General features: G+C 63.1%; 18 protein-coding genes. 7 read left to right on the forward strand and 11 right to left on the reverse strand.

What is annotated here, in order from left to right:
* Positions 1-16: 16 nt before the first annotated feature.
* Together ACERIM_RS04615 and ACERIM_RS04620 are read left to right on the forward strand one after the other, a co-directional pair.
* Entirely contained in the window at positions 17-565 is a 549-nt protein-coding gene (locus ACERIM_RS04615) for a Rieske 2Fe-2S domain-containing protein (protein ID WP_006648047.1), read from the forward strand.
* Positions 566-623: 58 nt separating this feature from the next.
* Positions 624-794: a response regulator receiver protein gene (locus ACERIM_RS04620; RefSeq protein WP_373631501.1), complete on the forward strand. Its 171-nt coding sequence runs from the start codon at positions 624-626 to the stop codon at positions 792-794.
* A 20-nt stretch (positions 795-814) separates the two neighbouring features.
* Here ACERIM_RS04620 and ACERIM_RS04625 read toward each other — a convergent pair whose 3' ends face one another.
* From ACERIM_RS04625 to ACERIM_RS04635, 3 genes are all read right to left on the reverse strand, one after another.
* Positions 815-1,696 carry a TIGR01548 family HAD-type hydrolase gene (locus ACERIM_RS04625; protein WP_373631503.1) on the reverse strand — a complete coding sequence of 294 codons (882 nt, stop codon included), beginning with the start codon at positions 1,694-1,696 and terminating at the stop codon, positions 815-817.
* A gap of 40 nt (positions 1,697-1,736) precedes the next feature.
* Positions 1,737-2,360 carry a DUF3267 domain-containing protein gene (locus ACERIM_RS04630; RefSeq protein WP_373631504.1) on the reverse strand — a complete coding sequence of 208 codons (624 nt, stop codon included), beginning with the start codon at positions 2,358-2,360 and terminating at the stop codon, positions 1,737-1,739.
* Positions 2,361-2,423: 63 nt separating this feature from the next.
* Positions 2,424-2,828, reverse strand: coding sequence for a UPF0146 family protein (locus ACERIM_RS04635; protein WP_006648043.1), 405 nt, complete (start codon positions 2,826-2,828; stop codon positions 2,424-2,426).
* A 39-nt stretch (positions 2,829-2,867) separates the two neighbouring features.
* Between ACERIM_RS04635 and ACERIM_RS04640 the strand changes: the two genes are divergently transcribed.
* The gene (locus ACERIM_RS04640; protein ID WP_006648042.1) at positions 2,868-3,389 is read left to right on the forward strand and encodes an archaemetzincin family Zn-dependent metalloprotease; all 522 of its coding nucleotides are present in this window, start codon (positions 2,868-2,870) and stop codon (positions 3,387-3,389) included.
* A gap of 49 nt (positions 3,390-3,438) precedes the next feature.
* Here ACERIM_RS04640 and ACERIM_RS04645 read toward each other — a convergent pair whose 3' ends face one another.
* The 8 genes from ACERIM_RS04645 to ACERIM_RS04680 form a co-directional block, all read right to left on the reverse strand.
* Complete coding sequence (locus ACERIM_RS04645; protein WP_373631506.1) at positions 3,439-3,705, reverse strand: hypothetical protein; 267 nt, start codon at positions 3,703-3,705, stop codon at positions 3,439-3,441.
* An 88-nt stretch (positions 3,706-3,793) separates the two neighbouring features.
* Positions 3,794-5,608, reverse strand: a complete 1,815-nt coding sequence (locus ACERIM_RS04650) for a ribosome biogenesis/translation initiation ATPase RLI (RefSeq protein WP_373631508.1) — start codon at positions 5,606-5,608, stop codon at positions 3,794-3,796.
* Position 5,609: 1 nt separating this feature from the next.
* A complete protein-coding gene (locus ACERIM_RS04655) occupies positions 5,610-5,927 on the reverse strand; it encodes a hypothetical protein (RefSeq protein ID WP_006648039.1) in 318 nt (105 codons plus the stop codon).
* Positions 5,928-6,036: 109 nt separating this feature from the next.
* On the reverse strand, positions 6,037-6,909 hold the full coding sequence (locus ACERIM_RS04660) for a hypothetical protein (protein WP_006648038.1): 873 nt from the start codon (positions 6,907-6,909) through the stop codon (positions 6,037-6,039).
* A 197-nt stretch (positions 6,910-7,106) separates the two neighbouring features.
* Positions 7,107-8,771: a polymer-forming cytoskeletal protein gene (locus ACERIM_RS04665; RefSeq protein ID WP_373631510.1), complete on the reverse strand. Its 1,665-nt coding sequence runs from the start codon at positions 8,769-8,771 to the stop codon at positions 7,107-7,109.
* Positions 8,772-8,774: 3 nt separating this feature from the next.
* The gene (locus ACERIM_RS04670; protein ID WP_373631512.1) at positions 8,775-9,347 is read right to left on the reverse strand and encodes a hypothetical protein; all 573 of its coding nucleotides are present in this window, start codon (positions 9,345-9,347) and stop codon (positions 8,775-8,777) included.
* Positions 9,348-9,505: 158 nt separating this feature from the next.
* Complete coding sequence (locus tag ACERIM_RS04675; protein ID WP_373631513.1) at positions 9,506-12,142, reverse strand: VWA domain-containing protein; 2,637 nt, start codon at positions 12,140-12,142, stop codon at positions 9,506-9,508.
* Between the two features lie 202 nt (positions 12,143-12,344).
* Positions 12,345-13,361 (reverse strand): hypothetical protein, encoded by a 1,017-nt coding sequence (locus ACERIM_RS04680; RefSeq protein ID WP_373631514.1) that lies wholly within the window; start codon positions 13,359-13,361, stop codon positions 12,345-12,347.
* A gap of 333 nt (positions 13,362-13,694) precedes the next feature.
* Here ACERIM_RS04680 and ACERIM_RS04685 point away from each other — a divergent pair, with 333 nt between their 5' ends.
* From ACERIM_RS04685 to ACERIM_RS04700, 4 genes are all read left to right on the forward strand, one after another.
* Positions 13,695-14,240 carry a hypothetical protein gene (locus ACERIM_RS04685; protein WP_373631516.1) on the forward strand — a complete coding sequence of 182 codons (546 nt, stop codon included), beginning with the start codon at positions 13,695-13,697 and terminating at the stop codon, positions 14,238-14,240.
* A gap of 32 nt (positions 14,241-14,272) precedes the next feature.
* Positions 14,273-15,388 carry a CARDB domain-containing protein gene (locus ACERIM_RS04690; RefSeq protein WP_373631517.1) on the forward strand — a complete coding sequence of 372 codons (1,116 nt, stop codon included), beginning with the start codon at positions 14,273-14,275 and terminating at the stop codon, positions 15,386-15,388.
* Positions 15,389-15,499: 111 nt separating this feature from the next.
* Entirely contained in the window at positions 15,500-16,678 is a 1,179-nt protein-coding gene (locus ACERIM_RS04695; protein ID WP_373631518.1) for a signal peptidase I, read from the forward strand.
* Between the two features lie 162 nt (positions 16,679-16,840).
* Positions 16,841-18,025: a DUF5305 domain-containing protein gene (locus tag ACERIM_RS04700; RefSeq protein ID WP_373631519.1), complete on the forward strand. Its 1,185-nt coding sequence runs from the start codon at positions 16,841-16,843 to the stop codon at positions 18,023-18,025.
* Positions 18,026-18,137 lie beyond the last annotated feature (112 nt).

The following is an 18,137-nucleotide window of genomic DNA, read 5'->3' on the forward strand; positions in this document are numbered from 1 at the left end:
GCCGAAAAAGAGAGGTATGACCGATCCCGTCCGGGTGACGCTCGAGGACGACGACGACGCGACCTCGGTCCGAGTTTACGACGACGAGGGCGACGTTTCGACCGACGGCGCGACGTTCCGGTTCAGCGTCGACGGGGACGGAAGCGGCGGCGACAACGCCGGCGCGGAACCGGCGGGGACCGATCCCGACCGCGAGCCGCGCTACGTCGCACCGCTGTCGGCCGTCCCGACCGACGGCACGCTTCGCTGTGAGGCCCGCCGGGACCGTCGCGGGACCGAACTGATCCTCCGACGACGCGGTGACGACGTCCTCGCGTGGCGCAACTCCTGTCCCCACAAGCCCGAGGTCCGACTCGATCCCGGCCCTGGCGCGATCGTCAGGGACGACCAACTGGTGTGTCACGAACACGCCGCCCGCTTCGACTGTGACGACGGTGTCTGTACGGCCGGTCCCTGCCGGGGTGACGCCCTCGAGGAAATCGCGGTCGCCGTCCGCGACGGCGACGTCTACCTGACCGACGACCGGTTCGATTCCTGCCGGCGGCTCGACGAGCCACGCGCGTAGTCCAGTCCCAGATGTCCCGTCGGAACTGACGTCCGAACCCGAACTGCGGTCGATCCCCGTGATCGTGCTGACGAGTTCGCCCTCGGAGGAGGATCTCGCTCGCTCGTCCGACCCTCCCGCCAACGCCTCCGTTCAGAAACCCGTCGAGCCCGAGGCGTTCATCGAACTGGGTCGCTCGTTCGAGGACTGCTCGCTGACGTTCGTCCGGTTTCCCGGCGACGCGTCCTGACGGCCTCGAGTGTCTCCCGCCTACGACTCGAGCAGGGCCGGCACGTCGTTGACCGACTCGAGGACCGCCGCCGCACCGTCGTCCTCGTACTTCCGTCGGCCCTCGTCGCCGGTCAGCCCGCCGGTGAGGACGCCGATCCCGTGGTACTCGCGGTCCAGGTCGGCGTCGCTCGCGTTGACCGCCGTCCGCACGTCGTCCAGCGTGTCGCCGACGAACGCGACCGAATCGGCGTCGAACCGCTCGGCCAACGTCGTCAGTGCGCGCGGATGCGGTTTGCCTTCCTCCCAGTCGTCCATCGTGAAGCGATGCTCGAGCGGCACCGCGTCGTCGAGGCCAACCCGCTCGAGGGCGATCTCGGCCTCGGCTGCCGGGCGCCCCGTCAGCACGCCCACGTCCCACGACGCGAGCAGTCGATCGCGCGTCCCGGGCTCGAGCAACACCGGCTCGTCGTGGATAAAACCCGGCGTCTCGCGCTCTAGATCGGGCTCGCCGCCCTCGAGCCCGCGGTAGAGTTCGTCGCCGAGATACAACTGTTGGAAGACGTCCCGCAGCCGCTCGCGGTCCCAACGGCCGGTCACGCGCTGGGTGGCCCGCGCGCCGATCCCGTCGCGAACGACGCTTTCGGCCGCCTCGAGGCCGCCGCCGTTCGCAGCGATCCCGTCGGTGAAGGTCTCGAGCGACTCGTCGTACCCCTCCTCGGTCGCGAGGACGTAGAGCGCGGCGGCGTACGTTAGTTCCCAGTCGTTGTTGAACCCGCCCGCGTCCTTGAACCGCTGGATGTCTGCCTTGCGGATCGTCCGGTCGTAGACCGCCTCGACGGACTCGACGATCGCCCGGCGATAGGAGTCGGCGACGTCGACGAGTACCCCGTCAATGTCCAGTACGACGGCGTCTGCGTTCATATCCGTCCCGACGGGCCGGCAGGGATAAAGGCGACCGGTTTCAGACCAGCCCGACGCTCCACGCCGCCGCGACGAACAGGGCGACGGCGTAGGCGACGTCCGCCCACAGCCTCGAGAGAAGGTTCGCGAGGTAGATCACGGCGACGATCGGCACCCCAACGAGGACGCTCGGCGACCGTCGCCACTCGGCCCGCGAGCGGTTCCAGAGCGTCCTCGCGTCCCCGGTACTCGGAAAGGCCTGCGTCCCGATCGCGAGGCCGAGCCAGCCAAGCACCACTCCGGCGGCCAGCGTCGATCGCGGGGCGCTCCCGACGGCGTCGATCCCCGCGACGATCGACGCCAGTCCGACGAACAGGCCGAACGCGACGGCGCTGTTGACGAGAAACGGCGCGACGCTGATGACAAACGACTCCCGATAGCGCTCGGGCTGGCCGTGGCGGACGTACCCAGGCGGGTTCCCGAGTCTGAAGTACGCGACCTCGAGGACGGGCACCCCGACGAGCCGACAGGCCGTCTCGTGGGCGAGTTCGTGGACGACGACGCCCGGCGCTGCGAGCAGCCGGAGCAGAAGCCGAACCAGTGCCCCGATCCCGAGGAGTACTGTCGCCAGTATCGCGACCGCGACGACTGCCGCGAGGACGTACGTAACCGTCTCCGGGTTCACGACCGCCGAACAGTCCCGTAACCGTATAATTCTTCGCCTCGAGACGGTCGACGAACTGGCCGCCTACTCCCCACGGACTCGAGCGACGTACAGCGTCCCCGTCTCGATCGTTTTCCGTTCGACCGGCACTGCAGACGGGTCGCCGCCCAGCGTCGTAAACAGGAAATCGGCGTCGGCGGTCCGGGCGACCTCGAGGGCCGGACGATGCAGTTCGGGCGGCAGGTTCCGCGCGTAGATCGCGTCCGCGTCGGCGTAGACGGACGGCTCGGGATTGACGATGTCGTCGCGAACGAACGCCACGCCCGCCGGCACGTCGCGCTCGTGGACGTCCGTCGCGGTGACGGCGACCCCGCGGTCGGCCAGCGCTCGAGCCAGGTCGGTCCGGCGGCCGATTCCGATCTCGACGACGCGATCGTAGTCCGCGAGGACCTCGAGCAACGCGTCGGGATTCCGGCGAGAGTGGGCCACGGCGGGACGTTTATGCCACCCGCGGCCATAGCCCTTGCTATGCTCGTCGATATCGTGCCGGTCGGCAGCGTCCCCGCCGAGGTCAAGCGGGCGGCCTCCGCCGCGTTGCGATCGGTCTACGACTGCGACGTCTCGATCAACGACTCGCAGTCGGTCCCCAACGGTGCCTACGACTCCGACCGGAACCAGTACTCCGCCGAGACCTTCATCCAACTCGCCGAACGGGTCGGTCGCGGCGAGAAAAACATCGCGATCACCCCCCACGACCTCTTCTACCGGCGGCGCAACTACGTCTTCGGACTCGCCTATCTCGATGGCAGCGGCAGCGTCGTTTCGACCTACCGGCTCCAGACCTCGAGCGACGGCGGCTTCTCGAATCAGAGCGCGGCCGACATCTTCGAGGACCGCGTCCGCAAGGAGATCGTCCACGAGATCGGCCATACCTACGGCCTCGAGCACTGCGACAACAACCGCTGTGTGATGAACTTCTCGCCGACCGTCCGCGAGGTCGACATCAAAGAGGAGAACCTCTGTGGCAGCTGTCAGCGACTGATGGGTTGACTCGACTCGCGCCCCCGTTTTCTCGATATCCGGTCTCGGCTCCCCATTCTCACGACAGGACGAACAGGACCGCACCGACGAGCCCGATGCCCGTAAACGCCATCGCCGTCCAGAACGGGACGGGACCGGGTTCGGGGGCCACGCCGTCGGTCGAGAGCGACTCGGCTGCGACCCCCAGCGTCTGTCCGACACCGCTGCCCAACAGTACTCCAGCGATGGTACTGCTCCCGCGTCTGGCGAGCAGTAGCAACGCGACCGACGTGAGGAGACCGCCGGTAACGGCGATCGAGAGCCGATAGAGTCGGACCCTGTCCATAGCCGTTCGACACGCTTTCCGCCAAAATAGTTGGAGTATAAACACTTTGGCCGGCAGCCGGCTCGAGGCCGAACTTCGAATCCCGGCGTCAGGGCGCGTAGTAGTACTCGCCGTCGTCTTTCTGCTGGCGGTCCAGCTGGGACTCGGGCTTGTTGATCCGCGGTCGGGACGTGCGCTCGTCCCGGCGGAACGTGACCTCGAGGTTCGCGAGGAACTCGTTCATGCCGTCGCGCATGGACTGGGGCTGGCCGGCACGGCCCTGGACGGCGGGCTCGCCGTCGAAAACCATCAGCCGATCGGCGAGCAGGTCCATCATGTAGATGTCGTGGTCGATGACCAGCACGGTGGCGTCCTGCTGTTCGGCGTAGCGCCGGATCGCCTTCGTGGCCTGGACCCGCTGTTCGACGTCGAGGTGGGCCGAGGGTTCGTCGAGCAGGTAGAGGTCGGCCGAATCGGAGAGACAGGCCGCGATGGCGACCCGCTGGCGCTCCCCGCCCGAGAGGTCCGAGAGGTTCTGCTCCATGATCCGCTCTAACTGTAGGGGCTGGGCGATCTCGGTGTTCCAGTACGAGGAGCCGAACTGGTCGGTGATCGACGAGAGGAACGCGTCGACCCGCATGTGCTGATCGATGGTGACGTACTGGGGCTTGTACGAGATGTCCAGATCGAGGTCGGCGTCGCCTTCGTCGGGCTCGAGGTTCCCTGTTAACAGTTTCGCGAAGGTCGACTTCCCGATCCCGTTGGGACCGACGACGCCCAGGACTTCGTTTTCCCGGATCGTGCCGCCCTCGACCTCGAGGGAGAACTCGCCGTCGCCGTAGCTCTTGGTGAGGTCGGGATACTCGACGAGCGTATCGGCACGGCTCACGCTCCGTGGTGCGTGTTCCTCGAACTCGATCGGGTTCGGTCGGATCCGCATGTTCTCGTTGTCGAGATAGCCCGAGAGGTACTCGTTGATCCCGTTGCGGACGGACTTCGGCGAGGTGATGACCCCGTACGCGCCGGGTTCACCGTAGGCGACGTGGAGCGTGTCGGCCAGCAGGTCCAAGATTGCGAGGTCGTGTTCGATGACCAGCATCGACTTGTCCTCCTCCTCGGCGAGTTCCCGGATCAGTCGCGCTGCAGTCACGCGCTGGCCGATGTCCAGATACGGCGTGATCTCGTCGAGGAAGTAGAAGTCAGTGTCCCGTGCCAGCGTCGCCGCGATGGCGACCCGCTGGAGTTCCCCGCCCGAGAGGTCGTCGATCGACTGGTCCATGACCGGCCCGATCTCGAGGCGCTCGACCAGTTTGTCGAGGGCACCGCGCTCGTCGGTCCGCTCGAGCAGCTCGCGGGTGTTGCCGTCGAAGCTCTCGGGGATCTGATCGACGTACTGGGGCTTTCGCGAGATCGTCACGTCGCCGTCCCGGACGTCCGCGATGTAGTCCTGCAGTTCGGTCCCCCGGTAGGCTTCCAGCACCTCGTCCCACCCCGGTTCCTCCTCGTGGCGGCCGAGGTTGGGCTCGAGTTCGCCGGCCAGAATGCGGACGGCGGTCGTCTTCCCGATCCCGTTCGGGCCGAGAATGCCGGTGACCTGTCCCTCCTGTGGAGCTGGCAGACCGTACAGCGAGAAAGCGTTCTCGCCGTAGCGATGGACGGGCTCGTCCTGTAGTTCCTGAGGGAGGTTGATGATCTCGATGGCGTCGAACGGACACTTCTCGACGCAGATGCCACAGCTCTCGCCCAGACAGATCTCCTCGGAGATGTGGATCTGCTCGGGCTGGCCCTCCGCTGCCTCCTCGCCCCGCAGGGTGATACACTCCTTCCCGGTCCGGTTGGGCGGGCAGTAGTTCTTGCACTCGTAGCCACACCGATCGGGCTGGCACCGATCGAGGTCTACGACGGCGATGCTGTCGTCGGCCATGTTAGCCCGTGACCTCCGCCGTCAGCAGGATTCCCCACGTCACGAACCACAGCGAGAAGGTCATGAACGCGACGAAGAGGTAGTGTTTCGCCCCGAACTCGTCGTCGCCGTAGATCCCCGCGGCGTTGATGACGACGTACTGTAGCAAAATTGCGCCGAGGACGAACGCGAGCGCCTGCGTGTTCTGGGCGGCCTCGGCGGTCGTTCCGACCCAGGTAGTAGACGCAAGCGCCGCGCCGACGCCCAGCAACGCCGACATCGCGGTGACGCTGACCGAGCGAATGTGTTCGCGCCGGTCGCTGATCGATTCGGTCGACATGCAGGGAACTCCGAGGGCGGCGCTAAAAAGGCGTTCGCATTGTGTACGCCCACGCCGGGCGGCGAGCTGTCGCCTCGTCGGCCGAACTCACGTCCGTCGGGACGATCGATCAGGTGATCTCAAAGATATCGCCGTCCTCGCGCCCGTCGCTATCGGCATAGGTCACCTGATACGACTCGCCGGTCGGACCGTCGACCTCGAGGTTGGCAATCTCGATCGTTACCGTGTTTTTCTCGTTGCTTTTGCTGCTATAGGTGAGCTGTGCGGTGTTCGGATCGAACGACGCGGTCCCCTTCCCGCTCTGTACCGTGACGTCGGCATCGGTCACGCTCGAATAACTGACACCACCGCTGTCCTGTGGGTCGGAGAAGTCGATCGTCGCTTCGCCCTTGCTCGACAGTCCCGTCGGATCGAACGAGACGGTCTGTGTCGTCCCGTCGCTGCTGACGTTGCTCGCGGCGAACGACACTTGACCGGAGAACTTCCCCTGTCCACACTGTATGTCGACGGTCGCGTTGAACGTCGGGTCGGCGACTGAGATGGTCGATCCCTCGACGCCGTCGACGCGAACCACGACGTCCCGTTCGTTGACCGTCTGTTTCGCCGCGCATTCGACGGTGACGTTCGCCGTCGTTCCGACGTCAATCGTATCGCCCGTATTTGGCGAGGCGACGGCCAGAATACCATCGTCGACGCTACCGTCTCCGATCGATGCGATCGTCACGTCCTGTACGGTGAATGGTTCGTTGACGTTGTTCGTGAGCGTACCTACCCGGAGCGGACCGCTGTCGGCTTTGAGCGCGGTTCCGGTCACGTCGCCTTCGCTTTCGATTCCGAGGTATGCGTCCGGGTCCGCGACGGTCTGGACGCCGACGCCGCGGTCGGCTTCGAGGACACTGAAGCCGGCCGACGGTCCGGCGACTACCAGTGCGCCGACGATGGCGAGTACGGCCCCAGCGTGTTTGATCGATTGCAGACGCATTCGGTTGCCCCCTCTCCTCGAGTCGCTTCCCGGGCAGAACCCACGTCGCTGCCCGCGGTCGCTTGTCGACTCTCTCGAGGGGTTCGATAAAAACACGGTCTACCTTCCAGACCGTTCACAGCGTTTACGACCGTTTAGTTCCCACAGCGGCCGGTCGAATTACCGCTCGAGGTTCGCATCAGTATAGGGCGTCTCGGTCACGTACAGCCGTCACACGACTCGTATGATCGATCGCCACCGATGTACGGCTCTCCGTCGAGGACGAGCGTTTGACTCGTCGTCACGTCACCCATGACCTGAGCGCCGTCGTTGATCGTGATCTCTCCACCAGCATCGATGTTGCCATCAACGTAAGCGTTCTCGCCGATGATCACGTCGCCGTCGGTCTGAATATCTCCGTGGACTTCCGCGCCCGCGGCGATCGTGACCGTCTCGGTGGCGGTCACGTCGCCGTCGATGTAGCTGCCGGCAACTGTAGTCACGCTACCGGTGCCGTCGATATTGCCCGCTATCGTCGTGTCCTCCCCGATGACGATGTCGTCCCCGTTGACGTTGCCGTCGACGTAGCCGTCGGTCCCGAAGACCGCGTCCCCGTCGGTTGTGACGTCACCCGCGATCGTACTTTCATCACCGGTCGTGACGTCGTCCCCAGCGTCGATGTCCCCGTCGACGTAACTCTCGTTTCCGAGCGCCGTCTCCCCGTCGGCGTTTACGTTGCCCGCGATGGTGTTTCCATCGCCGGTCGTGACATCGTCACCCGCATCGAGATCGCCGTTGACGTAACTATCATCGCCCGCAGCGATGTCGCCGCCGGCACTGACATCGCCCTCGATGGTACTCTCGTTGCCGGCGGTCACGTCGTCTCCGGCGTCGACGTTTCCATCGATGTAACTCCCATCGCCGGCCGAGACGCTCCCGCCGCTACTGACATCGTCGCTTGCGTACCCGCTATCGGAGACGACGGCGTCGGCGTCGGTGCCGCTGCAGTCGTTCGTCTCGGCGTTACAGGGCACGTCGACCGTCACTGTCTCCGTCGTCTCCGAGCTACCGCGGTCGTCGACGAACGTCACTGTAAACGATTCCGCGTTCATGTCGGCGTCGAACCGATCGATCTCGACGGTCGCGGTGTCACCACTCAGTATCTCGAATTTGCCGCCGATGTCGACTCGAGAGCCGTCGGTCCTCCACTCGGGGTTGTCGCTGATCGTCCGCGTTTCCCCGGCCGTCGTGATCGTCATCTCGCCGTCGATCGCCGTCGACTTCGCGTGATCGACTGCGACGGAGCGAAGCCGGAAGTCCGTCCCGGTGTTTTCCAGTTCGAAGGTCACGACCCCGCCGTTCGGTGGAGCGACGCTCGTGACGGACAGCCCGGGACTCCCGCCCGGACCGCCGCCGCCGTTGCCGCCACAGTTGACGTCGACTTCGTTTTCCGTCTTCCACGTGGTGTCGACGGTCGCCGTCCCGGTCGCCTCGAGGTCGAACACCATCGTCCCAGTTCCGCCGTCGGAGCCGGCACACTCGACGACAATCGGGTATTTGCCGTTTTCCTCCTCGACGGAGACGTCGAACCCGTCGTCTTGCTCGCCGGCAAACTCGACGATCTCGGCCTCGATATCCGCGGTCGAGTCGATTCCGACGCCGTTATCGTGGAGTCGGAGGACCTCCACCTGACTGTTCGGCCTGATCTGATTTTCCGTCGCCGTGTTGTCCTCGATACCGAGGTAGGCGTTTTGCTGATCGCCCGCGACCATCGCGGTGACGCCGCGTTCGGAGCTGACCGTCGCGAACCCGAACGCGGGACCGGCGAGCAACACGCCGCCGACGAGCAGACAGACGAGCGCAAGCCGATGGACGCCGTTCATGGATCAGGGCGGCCGCTCCAGTTCGCCGAGTCGCATCCGTCTGGTCTGTATCACGTGGACGACCGCCGACACGGCAAACAGCACAAAGACCAGCGTCGCCCACCCCAGTTCCGGGATCGGCTCCGTCGGGACGACCTCGAGCCACAGTCCGGCCATGACGATCGCACCGACCGCCGACAGGCCCAGGTAGTACACCCCCCACGGGACCGAATCGCCGGGAACGATATCCAGATAGACGTCCAACTCGGCGGCCTCGTCAGTGAGTTCGATCGTTCGATCGTCGAACTCGATGACGTCGGCCCGCTCGAGCGTGGGGAGGTGGGTCTGTTGTAATGAGGTGTAGACCCGCTTTCGCTCGGCGGAGGTGATCTCCTCGACTTCTTTCTCGAGTTCCCAGGCGGCAACGTGTTCGGCGAGGTCACCCAGCGTGACGGGGCCGTCCTCTCGCTTGCAGTAGTGGAGGGTATAGCGGCGTCGCTGGTTGCTCAGCAAATCGAAAATCTCGCCCTGCTGAGACCGCGACTCGTCCGTCGTCGGCCCCCCTGTAGTCGGCTTGCCGTCGCTGGTCGTCGCCATTCCCGTTCAGTGTAACTAACTGGTTCGCTGACTATAACGCTTGTTGCCATCAGTGCAACTCGTCCCCGTGTTGTGGATCATCAACCGCCGTATCTGTTTCTCAGTCGTCCGCGGCTCCCGAAAACGCCGTCCTGCTTGCCGATCAGTTAGGACTAGTATTAGTTATCGATCAAGACCGTCCGTTCGGAGACGCTAATCGCATACCCGCTCGTCGAGGTCGGCCGTTTGTTCGTGACGGCGACTTCGACCTGCGCGTCCGAATCGACCTTGACCTCGTCTTCGGCGATCGTGACGAACAATTCTCGAAGGTCCTCGTCGTTTTCGGCCCTGTAATATTCGCCACCAGTGTCGGTCGCCCACTCCTCGAGGTCGTCCTCCGGGATCGAACTGTTCCTCGGGCCGGTAAGACCGACAGTATAGAGTGTGACATTGCGGTCGTTCGCCACGTCGACGAGATCGTCCATGTCGTCGTTGTAGGATTCCCGGCTGTTCTTCCCGTCGCTCAGTAGCACTGCGACGCGCTGTCGGTCGTCACTGGGGTTCGGACCGTAATCATCGAGAGCCTGTTCCAGTCCGTCAGCCATATTGGTTCCGCCGTACGCATTGCCAACGACGCTCTTTTCGGCCGTCTCGAGGTCACCGTCGAGTTCGTGGAGAGTGTGGCCGTTCCTGTTGAAATCGTAGACGCCCGCACGGTCGCCGTTGGACTCGTTCATCAGACGAATGAAGTCCCTGGTCGCCTTGGCCCGTTCCCCGCCTGGATCGTTGCCCGGATGGTCGTACAGTCCAAGATCAGCGTGATCGAAACAGCCGAAGATCCCATAGCAGTGTTGGTCGACGACCCGGATCTCGTGCCAGTTTTCGGGGTCGACAGTCTCTCGATATCCCACTCGCTCGATGGTTCCAGTGGTCGTGTTTCTGACCTCGATGTCTCGGTCTGACTGGTCGTTCCGGAAGGGGTCACTGACGGGGATCGGTTCCCAGTTATCGTCGTCAATCCGCACCTCGCTGGTCGGTGTGTACGTGTTTCGGCCGAGGTTGTGCGGCCCCATCGATCCGGACCGGTCGAGGATGAACGTCGCGTCGATCGGGGGTCTCGTATCGCCGTACTCGAACAACAGGTTCTGATCGTCGTCCGAGAGTACCGTTGCCGTTCGCAACGAACGGTCGAAGTTGATCTGTACGTTGTCTTCGATCCCGGCGTCATTGCCGGCGACGACAGCGCCATCGACCGTCGTTCCGCTTTCGATCTCGATGTCCGCTCCGGGTGCGTAGACTACGCCCTGGAAGTCCCCGTCGATCGTCACCTCGGAATCGCTCGTGGCGTAGACCCAGAGCGCGTCTGCGCGATCGTTCGGCTGTATCTCTACGTTCGAGAGATCGACATCACCATCGACGTACAGGCTTGTCCGGTTGCCGCCGCGGACGTCGACGTTCGACAAGTCGAGATCACTGTCGACGCCGACGTACACGTTCCCAGCACTGGTGTCGAGTGTATTGATCGAGGAGTCGATCCCATCGTACAGTCCCGCGTCTACTGTTCCGCCAGCTGCTGATTTCCCGTCGAGATACTTCGTCTGGATGTTGTCGATCTTCCCGTCAATTTCGCTGATGTCACCGTACGAACTCGATAACTCAGTCGCGAGCGCGTTTTCGTGTGCGTCCAGCCAGTACGCGTTGTCCTCTTCGAACGGTTCTCCTTTCGGGCCCGGGTTAACGGACGTTCCGTATCCGATCGTGGAAATAGCCGGATTCCCTCTCGAGCCGAGCGTACCGTTAACTACTGGAATGCCATCGATGTCGGCGTGATTTTTCAGATCGTACGTCTCGTAGTTTGCGACGAAGAGATCCGCAGTCTCGTTGGTGCCGGTCGTGTGATCGTCGTAGCCAGTCACTGTGAGTTCCGAGTCGAAGGTGTCCGTCGTTCCTTCGAGATATAGACCGCCGTATACCGTCGGCTGCATACCGACGAGTGATGCGAGCGGTGTCTCCCCGTCGACCGCCGCGACGACGGTGACCTGTTCTTCCGACTCCTCGTGACAGATGATGTTCCGTTCGGCGTTCTCCGGGTTGTTACAATCGGCTGCCACGTCGTCACTGTCGGTCGCGTTGAACTCGTCTTTCAAGAAGTCGTACCAGCCGTGGTGGTACGACGTGTCGTCGACCGTTATAGTCACGTAATTAACGTATTCGACGTTGGAGCCGAACGAGTCGAACTGCTGCAATCCGGTCTGTTGCACGGTGTGTTCTCCGCTTCCGACGTTCCCTTCGACCGTCACCGGTGTAATACCGACTCGCCCTCGCCGTTGGCCGTCGACGGTTTCGTGGTAGTATCTGAGATTCGGTGCGGAGACGACCGACGATCCCTGGTCGGTGCGACGCCACACGCCGCCGGCCTGATACGCGAGTTCCTTTCCGCTTTCGTCGGTCATGACGAGGGTGCGCAATTCGATTGGTTTGCTCGTTTCGTTCGCATAGCCGTCGGAAACCGTGACCGTCAGTTTCCCGTCAGTCACGATTTCGTTGTCCGTCTGCTTGCCGAAATTGATCGTACCCTTCGTGTCGTTCTGCAACCCGAGCGTCGTCAGTTCGGAGTCGAACTCCAGCATCGTCTGCTCGTTTTGTTCCGAGTACGCCTGTTGTTGAATCGCATCGAACATCGACGATCCGACGACGAACACGAGCGTCGCACCGATCATCACGATGGCGAACAGTAGAACGATCCCCAGTAGAGGACTCGCACCACGCTCCGCTAACTGCCTTCCCCCCTGACTGTCGGCGTTTTTTCGCTCCATTGCTCCGTAGAGTCTACTCTCATCATAAAAGTACATATGATTATTCAATTATCAACACTGATCATCGACCTATCAAGGCCCGCTTGAGATACAAGCAAGGGTCAGGCGGTGGCTTTACTGCGGCGAGAACGCGTAATGCGTTCCAATTAGTCCCGGCGAGACCGAAGAGAACGTCCAATCCATCGCTGTTCGTTCGTTTGACTCACTCGAGCGGGAGTTCGACTTCGACGGCCGTCTCCGCAGTGGGGTCGTTGGGATCGAGTCCTTCCGTGTAGAGGATGACAGTCACGGTTTCACCGCTCATCTCGGCCTGAGGGTTAATTGGCCATCCATCGGTCCGGAACTGCTCGAGCGTGACCGATGCCCGTTCTCCCTGCTCGAAGACAGCGTTCTCATCGAGCGCGTATCGCGGGGCGGTTTCGCCCACGGAGAGGCTATCATCGACGCTGAGTCGTCCCTGATTCGCCGTCGCGATCACGACCTCGTCGCCGCTGCCCCAGTAAGAGATCATCGTGGCGTCACTCCCTTGATCGTCCACCGAAATACCGGTCACCGTCACTGATTCCGAGCCAGTGTTTTCGAGATCGAACGTCACGCGCGAGTTCTCGCCGGTATCGATACCACTCGACGGTGACGCCGACGGTTGACCGACAAGCTCGAGGTCGGTATCGCCGATCGGCGTGGGATCGTCCGCCGGATCGCCGTCTCCGGGAGTCGAGTCTCCATCACAGTCGAAGTCGACGTTCGAAATCAGGAAGTCTTCCCGGTGTACCGAGACATCCGAGCCGGTCGCGGACACGGTAAGTAACACGTCCCCGGTGGCAGAACCCGTGGTAACATCGCCGCTGCACTCCAGTTCGACGGTCCGTTGCTCGTTCGGCGCTAATCCGCCGTCCAGATCAGCGCCGTTCGCGATGGCCAGCACTCGACTATCGCGTTTCCCGTCCCAACGGACGCCAGTTACCGTCGCCTCGAGGTCGAACGGGCCGTTCGCGTTGTTCGTTATCCGGACCGCATCGGCGCTCACGTCGCCGCTGAACCAGCCGCCCGACTCGATTCTGGGGCCGCTATAGACGTCCTCGAGCCCAAGAATTGCCGTCCGTTCGTCGTCCGCGACGTCGACTTGCGTGACTCGATCGGCGAGCAACGAGTCGACACCGTAGATCGGCCCGAGGGACACGAGAGATCCGATGATGATGAGGACCACCCCGAATTTCATGAGCTTTCGAGACATATCGATCTGATTATTATCTTGACGACGTGTGCCAGTGTCCCAATCCGGATTTTGATCAGTCGGTACCGTGGAACCACATGTTATCGGTTAGTAATTAATAGTTCGGTGCGGACCCGATCAAGGGTGCGTTCAGGGAGAGACTGTTGGCTTCAAGCACCAGACAGTCGCGTTCAGCATCGGCTTGAACAACGTATTGGCGGTCTTGCTCCGGTTCTGGTCACTCAATACAAAGTGGGTGACGTTCATCGATGGGAGTAGGAACTGCGTTCCGGCACCCCTCGCAGGGCGGTGCTGGGGCGCGGAACGGAAACCATAACCATGAGAATGAATCGACGCAACGTGTTAGTCGGATTGGGTACGATTGTCGCGGGCGGCGGAGCCGCGCTTGGAACGGGCGCGTTTAGCAGTGTTAGTGCCGATCGAACGGTTAATGTTACTACTGCGGGTGATTCGTCAGCGTTACTCGCAATTCAGGTTGATAGTTCATATGCGGGAAGTGGAGATCAAGCCCAAATAAATCTCAATAGCCCTGGGAATTCTGACGGGTTAAACTCTAATGCGACGACAACATTCAACGCGGTTATAGCACTCACCAACCAAGGAACTGATGAAGTTACGATTTCCCCACCGAATCCAGACCTGTCATCAACTTCTGGACTAGATAGTATGTCATTTTCTGTAAATAGTGGTTACGATGTGAATGGAAATGGTAATTTCGAATCAGGTGCAGCAGATACAACCAGCAGCAGCACTAATGAAACTCTCTCACAGGGCGAGACCGTAGTTTACGATATGACCATCACTACGGGTTCAACCATTGGTTCGTTCAGTCCCTCCGTAACCTTCAAAGCTAATTCCACATAGGACCGTTCGGCGGAATATATACTAATATTTTCATGCCGTCTATCAAATACCCTACTGTCGCTGCAATCATCTGCTTGTTTGCAGTCCCAACTGTAGCAATAACGATAGGCGAAGATACGGCCGGTGACGACGTAATTCTCGAATCGACTGACGGCCGATACGCTTCAATTCAAGATGGCGAACTTCAAGTTGACTTCGAGACCCTCAACGACCGTGCGATCACCCGCGCGGATAACGTGTTCACGATTTCGGTCATCGTCGACGATGTCGAGCGGCTCTGGATCGAGAACGATGTTCCCGGCCTCACCTTCTACAGAGGCGGCGACCCAACCGCAACGATCTGCGAATCGCGCCCGCTCACACCGTCGGCGGGCTCGAGGACCAGCATCGGCGTCGCGGTCGACACGCACGAGGCGGTCAGCGGGACGGAGACGTTCACGGTCGTCGCGCAGTACGAGGACGAGGAAACCGAGTCCGACATCGACGGCTCGAGCCTCACCGTCTCGCCGACGACCGTCGAGGCGGGCGAGACGGTCACGGTCAACGCGACCTACCGAAACGACGGCGACGGGTGGGGAACCGAGACGGCCCGATTGGTCGTTGACGGCACCGTCGTCGATCGGCGGACGGTCGCGCTCTCGTCGGGCGAGGAACAGACCGTCAGCTTCGAGCGCCGGATGGAGTGGCCCGGCACCTACGAGATCGGGATCGAGGGGGTCGGGTACCAGTCCGTGACCGTCGCAGGCCCGCAGGTCGAGGTCTCGAGCGCCACCATCGACGACGCCACGATCAGCGTCGGGGAGACCACCGACGTACAGGCGACGGTCCGGAACCCCTCCGACAGGTCGCTCGAGCGCACGCTCGAGCTGTCGGTCGACGGGATCGTCGTCGATACCCGAACCGTTTCGATCCCGGCCAACGGCGAGCGGACGGTCTCCTTCCGGCGGTCGTTCGACGAGCCGGGAACCTACGCGATCGCGGTCAGCGGCGTCGACGCGGGGACGGTAACCGTCGAGGAGCGGGCCGGGTTCGACATCCGGAACCGCGAACTGTCGCCGATGACGACGGCGGCGCTCGCGCCGCCGGCGACGGCCGGATTGCTGTTCCTGGCGATCGCTGCGAACCGGCGCTGGTCGTTCGTCCGGTAGGTCGCGAACTCGGGTCGCCACGGAAGCGAGTCGGCAGCTCTCGCGAGTTTTATACTTCACCGGACATATACTTGGATCGAGGCGTCTGCTACCGATGACAGTCACTCACCGATGACAAACTCGACGCTCGTCACGCGGGGGCTCGGAGCCCTCCTCGCGCTGGTCGTAATCTTGCTGGTGGTCGGCCAGCTGCTGGGCCAGCCGATTCTGCTCGGCTACGTCGCGACCGGCAGTATGGAGCCGGAAATCGACGCTGGCGACGGCTTCGTCGCCGTGCCCAGCGTCGTGACTGGCCCGGTCGAGGAGGGGGACGTGGTCGTCTTCCAGGCGCGGGATCTCAACGGCGGCGGGCTGACGACCCACCGCGTCGTCGACGAGACCGAAGTGGGGTACGTCACGAAAGGGGACGCCAACCCCTTTACCGATCAGGACGGCGGCGAACCCCACGTCACGGAGGGACAGATCGTCGCCGAAGCCTGGCAAGTCAACGGGAAGGTCGTGACGATCCCGCATCTGGGTACCGCGATCATGGGATTCCAGAGCGCCGTCCAGAGCGGCGTCGAGACGGTCACGTCGGTGTTCGGCGTGACGACCGGCTCCTCGAACGGGCTCGGTGCCTTGCTGGTCGGGGTCGGGGTCGCGATGCTCGGGTTCGGGACCCTCCTCGAGCGGCTCGGGCCGGGCCGCCGTGAGACGAGCAGGTCCCGCTCGCGGGAGAACGTGATCGCGTTCTGGACGGCGCTGGGCCTCGTCTTGCTCGTGTTCGTGACCTTCGCGACTGCGGCGATGGTCGTCCCGTCGGGCACCACCGAGTACGGTCTCATCAGTTCCGAGTCGCCCACCGACGATCCACAGATCGTCGCGCCCGGCGAAACGTCGGAACTGACCCGGACGGTCGACAACGCCGGCTACCTGCCGATCGTGGTCGCTCACGAGGCCGAGAGCGGCGGGATCGGCGTCGAGCCGCGATCGCAGACGATCGGGATTCGTGACAGCGGGGAGGCGACGGTAACGCTGTCGGCACCCGAGCAGACGGGCGAGTACACGCGTCACCTCGGCGAGTACCGGTATCTCGCCGTGTTGCCACCATCGGTACTGCTCTGGCTCCACGGCCTCCATCCGCTCGCGGCCATCGCGGCGGTCAACGTCGTCATCGTCGGGATCGCGGTCGCGATCGTACTGCTGCTGTTCGGCAGCGACGACATCCGAGTTCGGTCTGCGGGGAGTCACGTCCCGCTGTCGACCCGTCTCAAGCGTCGCGCTCGGCGATGGTTCCGTGATTGGAAATAACGTTTCGTTGTTGCAAATACCACGGAAAGGCCACTATCCTTATAATGGTCTGTTTCTTTCACTTAGTCATGTATTGTCCCGAAGGCCGACCAGTTCGACCCCGATCGGCTCGTACGGAGCCGAGTGGTCGACTGGCCGGCCGGGACACCGGGGGACACAGGGATGACCGATAACCCGCGTCTCGAGTTGCTGTTGGCCAAGCACGGTCGGACCATCGTGATCGCACTGATCGCGGTCGGCGTGCTGTCGATCGCCGCGACGGGGTGGGCCGTCGCTAATCCGGACACGACGACCGCCCCACAGTACACCGAGGAACGCGTGACGACCGACGGGAGTACCAGCGCCGTCGTCACCGAGAGCGGGACGCTGTGGACGGAGGGCCAGCGGCTCTCGGACAGTGCCGTCTACCTGCTGAACGCGACACCGGAGCTGACGCTCGAGGCCGAAACCCGACTACGAAACGAGACCGGCGGGGCCCCCGTCGAGTCGGGGGACGTGACACACGAACTGGGACTGCGCTTCCAGGCGACCCGTGACGGCTCGCCGTTCTGGAACGAGACGACGACGGTGTTGCGCGAGTCGCCGTCGGTCGAGAACGGCGTCGCCACGTCGAACGCGACGATCGACGTCGAATCCTACCGCCGACAACAGCGCCAACTCGAGCGCGAACTCGGCGGGATCGGATCGGTCGAACTGGCCGTAGTGCTTCGCACCGAGTACGATACCGGAACCCATCAGGGGACGCTCACGACCACTGCCCCGATGACGATCACCGACGAAGCCTACTGGCTCGAGGGCGAGCTGTCGGAGTCGACGCCACACCGCTACCGCAGCGGGACCGAGCGGACGACCACGTCCCGCAGTCCGGCGATGATCGGCGGCCTGTCGCTGCTGGGGACGCTGTCGCTCGCCGGCGCGGCACTGGTCGTGCGCCGCTCGTCGGGCGACATCGAAGCCGCCCGCCGGGCGCTTCACGAACGGCGGTACGCCGAGTGGATCTCGCGGGGATCGATCCCGATGTGGATCGGCGACTACCACGTCTCGCTCGATACGCTCGAGGACGTCGTCGACGTCGCGATCGACACGAACGAGCGCGTCGTTCACGACACCCAGCGCGGACTGTTCGCGGTGGTCAACGACGGCGTGGTCTACTACTACAGCGACCGCGGGCTCTGGGAGGAGACTGCGTGGCCGGAGATGGACCTGGAGGCGAGTCCGGCCGTCATCGACGGCGACGGCGACCTCCCCACGCAGGATCTGTCGGAACTCGACACGAGCAACGAGTTCGCCGCACCCGACGACCCCGACGGGTTCGAGGACGACGAAGAGGTCTGGGAACAGCTCTGAGGATCCCACGGTTTCGTCGTGACGGTGTCGCTGTGCTTATCGGGCCGTCGCATCGAGCTGGCTACCGTTTGCATACGACCGAACGTTTTCGGTCCGACACCGATTCTGTATC

The sequence above is a fragment of the Natrinema sp. H-ect1 genome (assembly GCF_041821105.1).
GTDB classification, from domain to species: domain Archaea; phylum Halobacteriota; class Halobacteria; order Halobacteriales; family Natrialbaceae; genus Natrinema; species Natrinema thermotolerans.

Bases quoted from the DNA above. Each gene is read 5' to 3' on its own strand.
- ACERIM_RS04660 (WP_006648038.1), bottom strand. From the start codon at position 6,909: ATGCGTCTGCAATCGATCAAACACGCTGGGGCCGTACTCGCCATCGTC.
- ACERIM_RS04700 (WP_373631519.1), top strand. From the start codon at position 16,841: ATGACCGATAACCCGCGTCTCGAGTTGCTGTTGGCCAAGCACGGTCGG.
- ACERIM_RS04680 (WP_373631514.1), bottom strand. From the start codon at position 13,361: ATGAAATTCGGGGTGGTCCTCATCATCATCGGATCTCTCGTGTCCCTC.
- ACERIM_RS04645 (WP_373631506.1), bottom strand. From the start codon at position 3,705: ATGGACAGGGTCCGACTCTATCGGCTCTCGATCGCCGTTACCGGCGGT.
- ACERIM_RS04615 (WP_006648047.1), top strand. From the start codon at position 17: ATGACCGATCCCGTCCGGGTGACGCTCGAGGACGACGACGACGCGACC.
- ACERIM_RS04625 (WP_373631503.1), bottom strand. From the start codon at position 1,696: ATGAACGCAGACGCCGTCGTACTGGACATTGACGGGGTACTCGTCGAC.
- ACERIM_RS04665 (WP_373631510.1), bottom strand. From the start codon at position 8,771: ATGAACGGCGTCCATCGGCTTGCGCTCGTCTGTCTGCTCGTCGGCGGC.
- ACERIM_RS04675 (WP_373631513.1), bottom strand. From the start codon at position 12,142: ATGGAGCGAAAAAACGCCGACAGTCAGGGGGGAAGGCAGTTAGCGGAG.
- ACERIM_RS04695 (WP_373631518.1), top strand. From the start codon at position 15,500: ATGACAAACTCGACGCTCGTCACGCGGGGGCTCGGAGCCCTCCTCGCG.
- ACERIM_RS04640 (WP_006648042.1), top strand. From the start codon at position 2,868: ATGCTCGTCGATATCGTGCCGGTCGGCAGCGTCCCCGCCGAGGTCAAG.
- ACERIM_RS04685 (WP_373631516.1), top strand. From the start codon at position 13,695: ATGAGAATGAATCGACGCAACGTGTTAGTCGGATTGGGTACGATTGTC.
- ACERIM_RS04650 (WP_373631508.1), bottom strand. From the start codon at position 5,608: ATGGCCGACGACAGCATCGCCGTCGTAGACCTCGATCGGTGCCAGCCC.
- ACERIM_RS04670 (WP_373631512.1), bottom strand. From the start codon at position 9,347: ATGGCGACGACCAGCGACGGCAAGCCGACTACAGGGGGGCCGACGACG.
- ACERIM_RS04655 (WP_006648039.1), bottom strand. From the start codon at position 5,927: ATGTCGACCGAATCGATCAGCGACCGGCGCGAACACATTCGCTCGGTC.
- ACERIM_RS04690 (WP_373631517.1), top strand. From the start codon at position 14,273: ATGCCGTCTATCAAATACCCTACTGTCGCTGCAATCATCTGCTTGTTT.